The 12830-nt window shown below is 68.0% G+C and carries 13 protein-coding genes; 7 read left to right on the top strand and 6 right to left on the bottom strand.

Going from position 1 to position 12830, the window contains the following annotated elements:
* Positions 1 to 13 precede the first annotated feature (13 nt).
* The 4 genes from ACTG4X_RS00540 to ACTG4X_RS00525 all read left to right on the top strand — a co-directional run bounded on the left by ACTG4X_RS00540 (position 14) and on the right by ACTG4X_RS00525 (position 3847).
* On the top strand, positions 14 to 1366 hold the full coding sequence (locus tag ACTG4X_RS00540) for an esterase-like activity of phytase family protein (RefSeq protein ID WP_440533041.1): 1353 nt from the start codon (positions 14 to 16) through the stop codon (positions 1364 to 1366).
* Between the two features lie 146 nt (positions 1367 to 1512).
* Positions 1513 to 1821: a DUF3649 domain-containing protein gene (locus ACTG4X_RS00535; RefSeq protein ID WP_440533040.1), complete on the top strand. Its 309-nt coding sequence runs from the start codon at positions 1513 to 1515 to the stop codon at positions 1819 to 1821.
* Positions 1818 to 3491: a PepSY-associated TM helix domain-containing protein gene (locus ACTG4X_RS00530; protein ID WP_440533039.1), complete on the top strand. Its 1674-nt coding sequence runs from the start codon at positions 1818 to 1820 to the stop codon at positions 3489 to 3491. The genes ACTG4X_RS00535 and ACTG4X_RS00530 overlap by 4 nt, the downstream gene beginning before the upstream one ends.
* Positions 3488 to 3847, top strand: a complete 360-nt coding sequence (locus ACTG4X_RS00525) for a DUF3325 domain-containing protein (RefSeq protein WP_093076403.1) — start codon at positions 3488 to 3490, stop codon at positions 3845 to 3847. Before ACTG4X_RS00530 ends, ACTG4X_RS00525 begins: the two co-directional genes overlap by 4 nt.
* A gap of 84 nt (positions 3848 to 3931) precedes the next feature.
* Here ACTG4X_RS00525 and ACTG4X_RS00520 read toward each other — a convergent pair whose 3' ends face one another.
* Positions 3932 to 4999, bottom strand: a complete 1068-nt coding sequence (locus tag ACTG4X_RS00520; protein WP_440533038.1) for an aldo/keto reductase — start codon at positions 4997 to 4999, stop codon at positions 3932 to 3934.
* A 115-nt stretch (positions 5000 to 5114) separates the two neighbouring features.
* On the opposite strand from ACTG4X_RS00520, the gene ACTG4X_RS00515 reads away from it, so the two are divergent.
* The gene (locus tag ACTG4X_RS00515; protein ID WP_440533037.1) at positions 5115 to 5492 is read left to right on the top strand and encodes an ATP-binding protein; all 378 of its coding nucleotides are present in this window, start codon (positions 5115 to 5117) and stop codon (positions 5490 to 5492) included.
* Here the strand turns inward: ACTG4X_RS00515 and ACTG4X_RS00510 are convergent, their stop codons facing one another.
* Together ACTG4X_RS00510 and ACTG4X_RS00505 are read right to left on the bottom strand one after the other, a co-directional pair.
* Positions 5493 to 6530 carry a hypothetical protein gene (locus ACTG4X_RS00510; protein WP_143062575.1) on the bottom strand — a complete coding sequence of 346 codons (1038 nt, stop codon included), beginning with the start codon at positions 6528 to 6530 and terminating at the stop codon, positions 5493 to 5495.
* 197 nt (positions 6531 to 6727) lie between these two features.
* Entirely contained in the window at positions 6728 to 6931 is a 204-nt protein-coding gene (locus tag ACTG4X_RS00505) for a response regulator transcription factor (RefSeq protein WP_440533036.1), read from the bottom strand.
* A gap of 171 nt (positions 6932 to 7102) precedes the next feature.
* Between ACTG4X_RS00505 and ACTG4X_RS00500 the strand changes: the two genes are divergently transcribed.
* Together ACTG4X_RS00500 and ACTG4X_RS00495 are read left to right on the top strand one after the other, a co-directional pair.
* A complete protein-coding gene (locus ACTG4X_RS00500; RefSeq protein WP_440533035.1) occupies positions 7103 to 9100 on the top strand; it encodes a phosphatase PAP2 family protein in 1998 nt (665 codons plus the stop codon).
* A 56-nt stretch (positions 9101 to 9156) separates the two neighbouring features.
* Positions 9157 to 10155 carry a LysR family transcriptional regulator gene (locus ACTG4X_RS00495; protein ID WP_093076653.1) on the top strand — a complete coding sequence of 333 codons (999 nt, stop codon included), beginning with the start codon at positions 9157 to 9159 and terminating at the stop codon, positions 10153 to 10155.
* On the opposite strand, the gene ACTG4X_RS00490 is transcribed toward ACTG4X_RS00495, so the two are convergent.
* From ACTG4X_RS00490 to ACTG4X_RS00480, 3 genes are read right to left on the bottom strand one after another with little or no spacing between them, the layout of a single operon-like run.
* The gene (locus ACTG4X_RS00490) at positions 10109 to 10684 is read right to left on the bottom strand and encodes a hypothetical protein (protein WP_440533034.1); all 576 of its coding nucleotides are present in this window, start codon (positions 10682 to 10684) and stop codon (positions 10109 to 10111) included. The two genes, ACTG4X_RS00495 and ACTG4X_RS00490, sit on opposite strands and share 47 nt — an antisense overlap.
* Before the next feature lie 12 nt (positions 10685 to 10696).
* Complete coding sequence (locus ACTG4X_RS00485) at positions 10697 to 12100, bottom strand: aminopeptidase P N-terminal domain-containing protein (RefSeq protein WP_093055063.1); 1404 nt, start codon at positions 12098 to 12100, stop codon at positions 10697 to 10699.
* Positions 12097 to 12810, bottom strand: coding sequence for a nucleotidyltransferase family protein (locus ACTG4X_RS00480; RefSeq protein ID WP_440534453.1), 714 nt, complete (start codon positions 12808 to 12810; stop codon positions 12097 to 12099). The genes ACTG4X_RS00485 and ACTG4X_RS00480 overlap by 4 nt, the downstream gene beginning before the upstream one ends.
* Between the last annotated feature and the right edge of the window lie 20 nt (positions 12811 to 12830).

Raw genomic sequence — 12830 nt, 5'->3', positions numbered from 1 at the left:
CACTTTCCTGCTCATGACACGTCTTGCCTCCCTGTCCTTCGTTGCCCTTGCCGCTGCACTCGCATGCGGCGCCGCGGCTGCACAGACCGCCTTCCCCGCTACGCTCTCCGGCCACGCCGTGCTGCCTGCGCAAAGCTTTGTGGCCGCGCCCAAGGACGCGCCGGCCGACCTGCAGGTCAGCGGCAAGTTCACGACCGGCAAGCGCGTCGAGGCGGTCGGCACGGTCGAAGGCCTGTCGGGCGGCCGCGGCACGGGCGTGTCGGTGCCCTTCAAGGGCCAGCCCCTGCAGGGCCATTCGGGCATCAAGAAGATGGACGACGGCAGCTTCTGGATCCTCACTGACAACGGTGCGGGCGCCAAGGCCAACTCGCCCGACTTCATGCTCTACCTGAACCACTACAAGGTGGACTTCAAGGGCGGCAAGCTCAATCGCATCAACACCATCTTCCTGCACGACCCCGACAAGAAGGTGCCCTTCCGCATCGTCCACGAAGGCACCAAGCAGCGCTACCTGACGGGCTCCGACTTCGACCCCGAGAGCTTTCAGTTCGCCGGCGGCGCGCTGTGGATCGGCGAAGAATTCGGCCCCTTCCTCATCAAGGCCGACCTGAAGGGCAAGGTGCTCGCGGTGTTCGACACGCAGGTCGACGGCAAGGTCGTGCGCTCGCCCGACCATCCGGCCGTGACCACGCCGGGCGCACCGGGTGGCGCGGTCGACTTCCAGATCAAACGCTCCAAGGGTTTCGAAGGCATGGCCTCGTCGAAGGATGGCAGCAAGCTCTATGCGCTGCTCGAAGGCCCGGTGTGGAACGCCGAGGCCAAGGACTACGAAAAGGTCGAAGGCAAGGAAGCGCTGCGCGTGCTGGAGTTCGACGTGGCCACCGAGAAGTGGACCGGCCGTCACTGGAAGTACGTGCTCGAAGCCAATGGCAACGCCATCGGCGACTTCAACATGATCGACGGCACCACGGGCCTCATCATCGAGCGCGACAACGGCGAAGGCACGAGCGACAAGGCCTGCCCCGAAGGCCAGAAGCGCACCGACTGCTTCCACGACATCGCCAAGTTCAAGCGCGTCTACAAGGTCGAGCTGAACGACGCGAACGTGGGCGGCCCGGTGCGCAAGATCGGCTACATCGACCTGCTGAACATCGCCGACCCCGACAAGCTCGCGCGCAAGCCGCTGAACGACGGCGTGCTCAAGTTCCCGTTCTTCACGATCGAGAACGTCGACGTGGTCGATGCCACGCACATCGTGGTCGGCAACGACAACAACCTGCCCTTCTCGAGCAGCCGCGAGCCGAACAAGGCGGATGACAACGAGCTGGTGCTGCTGGAAGTCGGGGCGCTGCTGCAGGCGAAGTAAGTTGCCATAGCCGGAGCGAAAGCCCCGGCTCGCAGGTTGGGTGGCAGGGGAAAGCTTTCTTCAGATGAGTATCATTCTCATCTTCGTCAGTCCTTTTCCCTCTTCATGAATCTCCGAACGACCCCGCCCGCCGTCCGGCGCGCGCCGTGACCATCGGCGTTCGTTATCGCCTAGGCGTGGCCTCACGTGCGGTTGCGGCCATCTTCGGCGGCTACGGCATCGCCGCCCTGTCCGCCGCCGTGCTCGCGCTCTGCCTGCCCGCCGCCTTCGGCATGGCCCGCAGCGAAGCCGCGATGACCGGCACGCTCGCTTCCTTCGCCATCTTCGCGTTCGCGGTGATGTGGGTTTTTGCTGCGCGCACTGCGCTGCGGGCCTGGTCCGGCCTCGTCATCGTCGCGGCGCCGCTGGCCGCGCTGTTGCTGCTGCTCATGCGCGCCACCGGAGGCGCCGCATGAAGGAGGGCTTCCGCCAGTCGATGGCCTGGCTGCACACCTGGTCGGGCCTGCTGGTCGGCTGGGTGCTGTTCATGGTGTTCGCGGCCGGCACGGCTTCGTATTTCAAGGACGAGACCACGTTCTGGATGAAGCCGGAGCTGCATGCAGTCGCGCAGAACGCTGTGCCGCCCGTCAAGGCCGTCGAGAGCGCCGTGGCCTATCTGCAGCAACGTGCCGCGGACAGCCCGCGCTGGTTCATCAACCTGCCGAATGAGCGCCAGCCGTCGACCGACGTGCTGTACCTCGCGCCGCCCGCACCGGCCGGCGCAGCAGCAGCTACTGGTGCCAAGCCAGGCGAGAAACCCCGCCGCCGCTTCGACCGCGCCTCGCTCGACCCCGCCACCGGCGAAGCCGTCAGCGCACCGCGCGTCACGCGCGGCGGCGAATTCTTCTACCGGCTGCACTTCGACCTGCACTACATGCCCGCGCTGTGGGCACGCTGGATCGTCGGCTTCTGCGCGATGTTCATGCTGGTGGCGATCTTCAGCGGCATCGTCACGCACAAGCGCATCTTCAAGGATTTCTTCACCTTCCGCCCGAAGAAGGGCCAGCGCTCGTGGCTCGACGCGCACAACGTGACGGCCGTGCTCGCACTGCCCTATCACCTGATGATCACGTACACGGGCCTCGTCACGCTGATGTTCATGTACATGCCCTGGGGCCCGCAGGTGGCCTACAAGGACCGCGGCGGCGAGCAGGCCTTTTTCTCCGAGGCCTTCCCAGGCGGTGGCCGCGACCAGATCAAGGCCTCGGGCAACAGGGTGCCGCGCGCGCCCATCGCGCCGATGATGGCGCAGGCCTCCGCGCACTGGGGCGGCGCGGCGGTGGGCCGTGTCACGGTGCATCAGCCCAACGACGCCAACGCGGTGGTCTCGCTCACGCGCGCCGAGGGGCCGCAGCTGTCGTACGACCAGCCGTCGATGCAGTTCAACGGCGCGACCGGCGCATTGATCGGCGCGTTCGGCGACGTGCCCAAGCCGGCGGCCGAGACGCGCGGCGTGCTCTACGGCCTGCACATCGGACGCTTTGGCGATCCGCTGCTGCGCGCGCTGTTCTTCCTCTCGGGGCTCGCGGGCTGCCTGATGGTTGCGACGGGGCTTCTGATGTGGGCCGTGAAGGAGCGGCAGAAGTTCGCGAAGACGCTCAAGCAGGGCGGGCGCGTCAGCTTCGGGCTGCGGCTGGTCGACGGACTGAATCTCGGCGCCATCGCCGGCCTGCCCGTCGCGATGGCCGCCTTCTTCTGGGCCAACCGCCTGCTGCCGGTCGACGTGGCCGAGCGTGGCGAGGCGGAGATCCGCTGGTTCTTCATCGTCTGGGGCGCGACTGCCGTGCTGGGCCTGCTGCGTCCCACCTTGCGCATGTGGCAGGCGCAGCTTGCGCTGGGCGCGCTGCTGTTCGCGGGGCTGCCGGTGCTCAATGCGTTCACCGGCCCCGCGCCGCTGACCGTGAGCCTGCGCACCGGCCCGACCTCGGTGGCGGGCTTCGACCTGGTCGTGATCGCGCTGGGCCTGGGGCTCGCGGGCGCGGCATGGATCGTGGAGCGCAAGCGGCGCAAGTCGATTGCGAAGCAGGCGGCAGCGAAGACGCAACCACCACCATCGACGCTCGCCACTTCGGGCCAGGGTTCATGACGACGGACTCGCTGCTCCTCGGCCTCGTGTTCGCCGCATCGCTCGCGGGCTTCTGCGCGCTGAGCCTCGCGATGGACCGCCACAGCGAAGACGTCTTCGGCCGCGGCAGCACGCCGGGCCCGTGGCGGCGCTGGCTGCAACTGGGTGGCGCCGCGCTGCTGTGCCTGTCGCTGGTCGCGAGCCTGCGGGCGGCGGGCAGCACGATCGGCTGGGTGCTCTGGCTGGGCGCGCTCACGGCAGCCGCGCTGGCCACGGTGGGGCTGCTCAGCTATGCGCCGCGGCGCTTTCACTGGATCGCATTTGCCGCTGCGTCGGTCACGCTGTGCAGCTTGCTGCTGGCGGCGTCGGTCACGTGATGCGCAGCGCGCCGTGGCGCGAGGCCGGGATCACCACATGCCGACCGCCCGGCGTCGCCACCACCGCGACCTTCAGACGCTGCTTCATGCTGCGCGCCGCACCGAGCTGCCGCCCGAGAGCACGCCCTGCGTCATCGGCAGCGCCATGAAGTCGTGCGGGAAGCCCATCGCCACGGCGCTGGCCGCATCGAGGCGCTGCAGCACGGAGCCGTCGAGCTCCACATCGAGCGCGCCGAGGTTGTCCTCGAACTGCGCGAAAGTGCGCGCGCCGATGATCGGCATCACCGTCGGTGCACTACGGTGCAGCAGCCACGCCAGCGCGATCTGCGCGGGCGAGCGGCCCTGCTCCTTCGCAACCTGCGCGACCACGCCGGCGATATCGAGCGAGCGGGCGTTCAGCGCGCCGTTGCCAGCGGCCACGTCCTTGCGCGAGCCCGTCACGCCTGAATCGGGGTCCTTGCGATAGTCCAGGTCGGCGCGCGTGTACTTGCCCGACAGCACACCGCTGCCCAGCGGCGACCACGCCATCACGCCCAGCCCGAGTTCGTGTGCCATCGGCAGCAGTTCGCGCTCCACGGTGCGCTCGATCAGGCTGTATTCGATCTGCAGCGCCACCAGCGGCGCCCAGCCGCGCAGCTCGGCCAGCGTCTGCATGCGCGCGACCTGCCAGGCCGGCGTGTCGGAGATGCCCGCGTACAGCACCTTGCCCGAGCGCACGAGGTCGTCGAAGGCGCGCATCACTTCGTCGAAGGGCGTCAGGTTGTCCCAGATGTGCAGGTATAGCAGGTCGATGTAGTCGGTGCCCAGGCGCTTCAGGCTGGCCTCCACCGAGCGGACCATGTTGCGGCGATGGTTGCCGCCCGCGTTCGGGTTGCCCGGCTGCATGTTGAGCGAGTACTTGGTGGCCACGACCACCGACTCGCGCCTGTCGGCGATGAACTGGCCCAGCAGCCGTTCCGAGCTGCCGTTGGTATAGAAGTTGGCGGTGTCGATGAAGTTGCCGCCGCGGTCCACGTACGCATCGAACATGCGGCGCGATTCGCCCGCGTCCGCGCCCCAGCCCCATTCCTGGCCGAAGGTCATCGTGCCCAGCGACATGGGGCTGACGCGCAGGCCGGAGCGGCCGAGGGTGAGGTAGTTGTCGAGCTTCATGGTGAATGTCCTTTCGAGGTGAAATGCCAGCGTTGGCCTGGCGACAAAGTTACCTGCCGGACGCCATGGAACAAAGCCGTGCCACCTTCAAGCTTTATGAAGCGCCGCTTCAAGAATGGCCGCACTGAGGCGCAATCTGCCCTTTGCCCTGCTCGGCGTCATGCCCACAGTGGCGCTGGTCATCGCAGCGCTGTACCGCGTTGTGCCGCATGCGCAGCTGGCCACTCGGGCCGCAGCCAACGCAGTGCTGACTGCCGCTCGTGGCTGGGGTGCGTGGTGCTACCGCGTTGCAGAAGACGGCGCGGCCCTGCATCGCTGGCGCCGCTGCACGCTGGCAGGCACGGCGCTGCTCGACCGCATCCTGCGCAACCTGGTCGACAACGCCATCCGTCACACGAAGCACGGTGGAGTGCTGGTCGGCTGCCGGCGCGCGGGCAATGCCCTTCGCGTCGAGGTGTGGGACGCCGGCCCCGGCATTCCTCCCGAGGCCTGATCAGCGGACCCAGGGCCGCGGTGGCACCGGTGGCGGGATGCGCGGCGGCTGCCCGCCGATGGGCGCCACGGCATTGCCGAGTGAACGGCCGACAGGCACGGCGGGATTGGAAGAAGACACCAGCGTGGGCGTCGAAATTTCGAAGGCGTCGTAGTTGCCCAGCGCCAGCGCATAGGCGACCAGGTTGGCCAGCTGCGTGGCGCCGCCCTCGTTCGCCGACGGCGGCTTGAGCACCGGCTTGCTGACGGGCTGGTACGGCTTGCCCTTGGGGTTCATGCCTGTCAGCACCTGTCGCGCATCCGCGCGGGCCGTGTGATACGCATTGAACACCACGTCCTTGGCGATATCGACCATGCGTTCCGAGATCTGGTCGGTGTCCTTGTGCATCAGCTCGGCAACGCGCTCGGCACGCACCTGCATGCCTTCCACGTAGGCGTTGATCTTGATGAGTTGCTGGCGCAGGTCGGACGCGGCCATGCGCACCTTGGCCGCCACGCCCGGATAGAGCACGGCGTCGTTCAGGCCAGTGATCTGGTCCGGCATGGAATTGATCAGATTGGCGATGTGCTTGTACTGCGACATGGCCGCTTCCGCGGCGGCCATCGCATCGCGGTCGTCGCGAAAGAGCGCTGCGGCGTCCTCGTTGCCGCGCTTGGCGATCACGCCGTCGGCCTCACGGATGCTCTTGCCGTGCAGGTAGCGGTCGAGGCCGCCTTCGGCCTCGCCGACGATCAGGCCACCGAGCTTGACGGTGCCAGTCACCACCTGCTTGAGGTACTTGGCGCCGGGCACTGGAATGGCGCCCAGCCCCGCCTTGGCCACGGCGGCAACGCCCTTGAGCACCAGCTTCTGCATGTCGGCGGTGTTGCCGCAGTACTCGCCCAGCAGCATGGTGAGCTTCTTCTTGAACGGCACGCTGAAGCTGTCGTTCGACTTGGCGCGGAAGGCATCCCAGGTCCGCTCGACCAGGTCGGTCTTCTGGACGACGGCCGCGCTCACCACGCCCCAGTCCTTGGTGCGCATCCGGTCGAGGAGCATGCGCACACCTGCTGACATTTCTTTCTCGTAGTACTCGGAGAGGCTCTTTCCGAGTTCGTCGAATCTGGTTTGCGGAATATCAAGCATGTAGAAATCTGGGTGTGTGTTGTGGTGGTGGAACGATCGGCCTCGATGCTAGGCCGGGCTCTTGTGCGGCGCATTGGACCAAAGGCCAATGGCAAGCGCCATAACACAAACTAGCGAGGGCGGCGGCCCAGGAGCCCGGCACGGCGGGCCACGATCACGGCCTGGGTGCGGCTGTTCACCTCGAGCCCGGCGAAGATGGCCGAGATGTGCGCCTTCACGGTTCGCTCGGTGGTGCTCAGCCGCTGCGCGATGTCGGCGTTGCGCAGGCCCTCGCGGAACATGGCGTGATCGTCGATCAGCAGGACGGTGGGCATGGGCTGGGAAATGACCCGGGCGGGCTCTTGTTAACTGGCTCAGGACCCTACCTGTGCCCTCGGCCAGATGATTATTAATAAAAACGACTTGTTGCGTGGATAGATTGCGCGGACTGCATCGGACGACCGGTCCGGTTCGCTTGCGTTTTCAATCTTTCCATCCATTTCGCCATGTCGCCCCTTTCGTCTTTCAGCCGCCCCTTCGCCATCACTCTTGTCGCGGCCCTGTGCCTCTCGGCATGCGGAGGAGGCAGCGACGGCGGCGCCTCGTTTCCCATCACCGGCACACCGCCGGCAACCACGAATCCGCCCGCCGTCGTGGTGGCTGGCCCGCCAAAGGACCTGGGCTTCACCGACACCGCGCCCGTGCCCGATGCGGTCGCCATCCCACCCTTCGTCGACAACGTCGCGACCAACCAGCGCGGCGATGCGCGCTACGCGACCAAGGAAACCAACGCCGGCGTGCGCGTGGTGGCCGGCTTCCTCGACTTCTGGCAGCCCAGCACGCTGCTGGTCGATGCAGGCGTGTCGGCCCCCGCGCTGGGCAGCTTTCCGGCAGTCGTTGCATCCACATGGAGCGGCATTCCGGGCGACGCGACCGACGGCAAGATCCTCAGCAGCGGGGTGTTGAACAGCAATATCCAGTACGTCGTCGACGTCACCAATGCGCGCACCAGCGCGCAGGAACTGGCCGCCTACCTGGACGACCGCCGCGGCAAGGGCTACAGCATCAGCGACGGCATGGGTCCACTCACCAACGCCTGGCGCACAGCCACGCAGCAGGTCACCACCATCACCGGCATCGCACCGGACGCCACCACGGTGCTCTATAACGACGGCGGCAACGATGTGGGCGTGGCCGGTGCCGCGAACCCGGCCTTCGGCACGGTGGTCGACCTGCTCAAGAACATCGGCGAGAACGGCTCCACCGAGCCCGCCAAGCGCTTCTACAAATACGCGCGTCCCTGGCGCTGGAGCAGCAGCGTGAAGGTGGTGCCCGCGCTGGAGCCCGCCAAGAGCGGCACGCCCGCCACCGACGGCGGCTTCGTGAGCGGCCACACGGCCGAGGCGGTGCGCGATGCCATCGCCTCCGCCTACGTCGTGCCGCAGCGCTTCCAGGAAATGGTGGCGCGTGGCCTCGAACTCGGAGAGAACCGGATTCTTGCGGGCATGCATTCGCCGCTGGACGTGGTCGGTGGGCGACTGCACGGGCAGGCCGTGGCGACAGCGAGTCTTTCCACCGGCGCCAACGTCGCGCGCAAGAGCGCGGCCTACGCACAGGCGCAGACCGTGCTGATGGCCGCGGTGGGCGCGAGCGATGCAACCGCCTTCAACAATTTCGCCCATTCGCAAGGCACCGCGGCCGACCGCTTCGCCGACCACGCCGCGAGCAAGGCCGACTACCTGCGCCGCCTGACCTTCGGCTTCAAGCAGGTGGCCGATGCGACCAAGCCCGCCGTGGTGCCCAAGGGCGCCGAAGTGCTGCTCGAAACGCGCCTGCCGTACCTCGACGCCACCCAGCGCCGCGTGGTGCTCAAGACCACGGCCGTAGCCTCGGGCTACCCGGTGATGGACGACCCTGAAGGCTGGGGCCGCCTCAACCTGTTCGACGCAGCCGACGGCTATGGCGTCTTCAACGGCGACGTGGTCGTGACCATGGACGCCAGCCTTGGCGGCTTCAATGCGCTGGACAGCTGGCGCAACAACATCTCCGGCGCCGGCAAGCTCACCAAGAAGGGCAGCGGCACGCTCGCGCTCGGCGGCAGCAACAGCTACACGGGCGGCACGCAACTCGCAGAAGGCACGCTGCAGGCGGATGCCGCAGCGGCCTTCGGCAAGGGCAATGTCTACGTCGGTGGCGGCACGCTGGTCTGCAATGCGCCTTCGACGGTCACGATGGCGGGCGCCTACACCCAGCTGGCAGGCACGACGCTGCAGCTGAATCTCGGCGGCAATGGCGCCGGCCGCCTGAGCGTGGCCGGCGTGGCCGCGCTGGACGGAACGCTGACCCTGAGCTTCAAGCCCGGCTTTGCGCCCAGCGCAGGCGACACGCTCACGGTCATCAGCAGCGGCGCGCTGACCGGCCGGTTCTCGGCCATCAACGCGCCGGGTTTCAAGGTCACGCCGACCTATACGGGAACGCAACTCGTCGTGCGCTTCGACGCATGAGCTAGCAGCGCGGCGGCCATGGCTTCTTTGTGAAGCCCGTCTTCATAATGGCCGCCATGTCCCCCGAGCTCCTGCCCGCCATTGCCGCCTTCGCCCGCGTGGCGCACCACGCCAGCTTCACGCGCGCCGCGCAGGAGCTGGGCGTGTCGCCCTCGGCCCTCTCGCAGACCATGCGCACGCTCGAACAGAAGCTCGGCGTGCGCCTGCTCGACCGCACCACGCGCCGCGTTGGCGTGACGGAACTGGGCCAGCAGTTTCTCGAAGGTGCGCAGCCCGCGCTGGCCGCGCTCGCGCAGGCGGTCGAAGGCATCGACGAGGCGCGCGACAAGCCGGCCGGCCTGCTGCGCCTGAATGTCTCGCGCGTGGCGGCGGAGCTGCTCTTCTTTCCGCACTTCGGCGCGTTCGCCGCCGCCTACCCGGACATCACGCTCGAGTTCGTCTGCGACAACCGCATGGTCGATCTCGTGGAAGGTGGCTTCGATGCCGGCATCCGCCTCGGCGAAAGCCTGGCGCAGGACGTGATCGCCGTGCCGGTGGGCGGGCCGGTGCGCATGGTCACCTACGCGGCGCCCAGCTACCTGAAGGGACGCAAGCTGCCGCGCACGCCCGAAGACCTGCGCGAGCACCAGTGCCTGAACTACCGCCTGACCACGGGCGGCATCTATCGCTGGGAATACGCGCAGGACGGCCGCGTGCTGGACGTCGAACTCGCCGGCCCGCTGGTCAGCAACGACAGCGACCTGCTGCTGGCGGCCGCACGCTCGGGCGCGGGCATTGCAACGTCTTTCGAGGGCGCGGTGCGCGACGACTTTGCAAGCGGCAAGCTGGTGCCGCTGCTGGAGCCCTGGTGGCCGACCTTTCCGGGCTTCTACCTGTATTACCCAAGCCGCGCGCAGATGCCGCGCAAGCTGCGGGTGTTCATCGACTTCCTGCAGGCGCGGCATGCGCCGCCGCCGGTGTCGCAGCGGGCCGTCAAGAATGCGTCGGCACCGCGATCGCGCCGGCCCGCTACAGCTCGCGCACAGCGCGCGGCAACCGCTCGGCCAAAATCGTGACCAGCGAACGGGCCTCGGCCTCGTCGAGCGAAGGCGCGATCCTGAAGGTGCGCTGCCCGTAGTCGAACGCGATCGGTCCCATGCCCGCGCCGAACAGCGGCGGCATCGCGGCGCGTTGATTGCGGAAGACATCGAACGAGAACTCGACGACCCGCAGGCGCGAAATCGCATGGACCGCATAGGCGCGCGTGCGCCCCAGGCCCCAGATTTCGACGCGATGAACCAGCGACCCTTCTTCGACCGAAATCAGTTCGCGGCCGAAGACCTGCCACAACACGCAGAAGAATGCCCATGCACCACCGAGGGTCCAACCCGTGAGCCAGAGCGTGAGGAACCACCGGTCGGTGTCGTGGCGGGTCGGGTGCAGCAGCTGGTTCGCGACCGTGAACTCGCCGAAGCACCAGCCAGTCAGCCACACGCACATGAAGAGCAGAAGCAGCCAGTGCTTGCGCGCGGGCACCACGGCCCGAAGCCCGCCGCCGGGCGTCGTTTCGATGGCGTAGCGGGCGGCCAGCGGCTGGACGTTCATGGCGTCCGGGCGTCAGGCCCGCATCAGCGCCTCGATCTCGTCCGCCTTCACGGGCACGCCGCGCGAAATGAGCTCGCAGCCGGTGGCCGTGACGATCGCGTCGTCCTCGATGCGGATGCCGATGTTGTGGAACTGCTCCGGCACGCCGTCGGCGGGCCGCACGTAGATGCCGGGTTCCAGCGTCAGCACCATGCCGGGATGCAGGATGCGGCTCGGCCGGTTCTTGATGACCTCGTTGGACAGAGGATCTTTCCGCTCGCTCACCTCGCCGACCTGGGTGGGCTCGACGTAGCTGCCGCAGTCGTGCACGTCCATGCCGAGCCAGTGGCCGGTGCGGTGCATGTAGAACTGGAAGTAGGCGCGCGAGTCGATCACGTCCTGCACGCCGCCGACCTTGTTGGCATCGAGCAGGCCGAAGTCGAGCATGCCCTGCGCCAGCACCTTCACCGCGGCGTCGTGCGGGTCGGTGAAGCGGTTGCCGGCCTTGGTGGCGGCGGCCGCGGCGTCCTGGCTGGCCAGCACCAGGTCGTACAGCGCGCGCTGCGGGCCGCTGAACTTGCCGTCGCCCGGAAAGGTGCGCGTGATGTCGCTGGCATAGCCGTCGAGTTCGCAGCCCGCGTCGATCAGCACCAGCTCGCCCTTGCGCACCGGCGCCGCGTCGGCGCGGTAGTGCAGCACGCAGGCATTGGCGCCGGCCGCGACGATGGAGTAGTAGGCCGGGTACTGCGAGCCTCCGAGGCGGAATTCATGCAGCAGCTCGGCGTCGAGGTGGTACTCGCGCGCATCCTTGCCCTCGCGCAGCATGCGGGCCGACAGCTGCATCGCGCGGACGTGCGCACGGGCGCTGATCTGCGCGGCGCGGCGCATGATGTCCTGCTCGTGCGCGTCCTTGATCAGGCGCATTTCGTCGAGCGGGCCGCACAGGTCGCGCTGTTCCTCGGGGCACAGCGCGCCGTAGCGCACGCGGGCGCGCACCGACTGCAGCCAGCCGTCGATGCGGGTCTCCAGGCCCTTGTGGATGGCGAACGGGAACCACACGGTCGAGCGGTTCTCGAGCAGCTTGGGCAGCTTCGCGTCGAGGTCGGTAACCGAGAAGGCCTCGTCGACGCCGAGTGCCGCGGGCGCCGCGTCCGGGCCGAGGCGGTAGCCGTCCCAGATCTCGCGCTCCAGGTCCTTCGGCGCGCAGAACAGCGTGGCGCGGCCGTCGCCCGCCAGCACCAGCCAGGCGTTGGGCTCGGTGAAGCCGGTCAGGTAATAGAAGTAGCTGTCGTGGCGGTACAGGAAGTCGGTGTCGCGGTTACGCGGGCGCTCGGGCGCGGTCGGGATGATCGCGATGCCGTCCTTGCCCAGTTGCGAGGCGAGGCGCGCGCGGCGCTCTGCGTAGATCGTCGTCGTGGAGGCTGCTGCTGAAGTCATCTTGGCGTGGTGTTCAGTTGGGCGAGTCGTTCGGGGGTGCCCACATCGGTCCAGGGGCCGGTGTAGAGCTCGGCGCTCACGAGTTCATTGTCCATCGCGGCGCGCAGGATCGGCGCCAATGGGGCTTTGCGGCCGGCCGGGTTGCCGGGGGGGATGTCGCAGTACGGCGGTGCGAAGAGCGCGGCGCGGTAGAGGCCGATGGTCGAGAAGGTGAACTTCTCGGGCGCGGTGTTGAGCGCGAGGCCGTCCGCCGAGAGGCCGAAATCGCCCTTCAGGTTGTGCGCCGGGTTCGGCACCAGCCACAGGTGCGCGAGCTTGCCGCTGGCGATGAAACGGTCGACCGAGGCCTGCGAGAAGGCGAAATCCGGCGCGAACACGTCGCCGGCCGCGACCCAGAACACGTCGCCGAGCATAGGCAGCGCACGGACGATGCCGCCGGCCGTTTCGAGTGCGCCGCCGAAGTCGCGGCCCTCGTCGGAGTATGAAATTGATAGCGCAACACGCCCATCCAGAAAGGGAGTCAGGCCGAATCGGTCAGAAATCTGTGCGCCAAGCCAGTCGGTGTTGGCCACCAGCTCGGTGAACCCGCCGGCGGCCAGCGCCTCCATCGGCCACTGCATCAGGGGCTTGCCGCGCACTTCGAGCAGGGGCTTGGGCGTGGCGTCGGTCAGCGGCCGCATGCGCTCGCCGCGCCCGGCGGCCAGGATCATCGCCCGCACCGAGGTCACCG

Source organism: Variovorax sp. YR566 (genome assembly GCF_051992195.1).
Taxonomy (GTDB): Bacteria; Pseudomonadota; Gammaproteobacteria; order Burkholderiales; family Burkholderiaceae_C; genus Variovorax.
The sequence above is the reverse complement of the archived record's forward strand: the minus strand, read 5'-3'. Positions and strand labels throughout refer to the sequence as shown.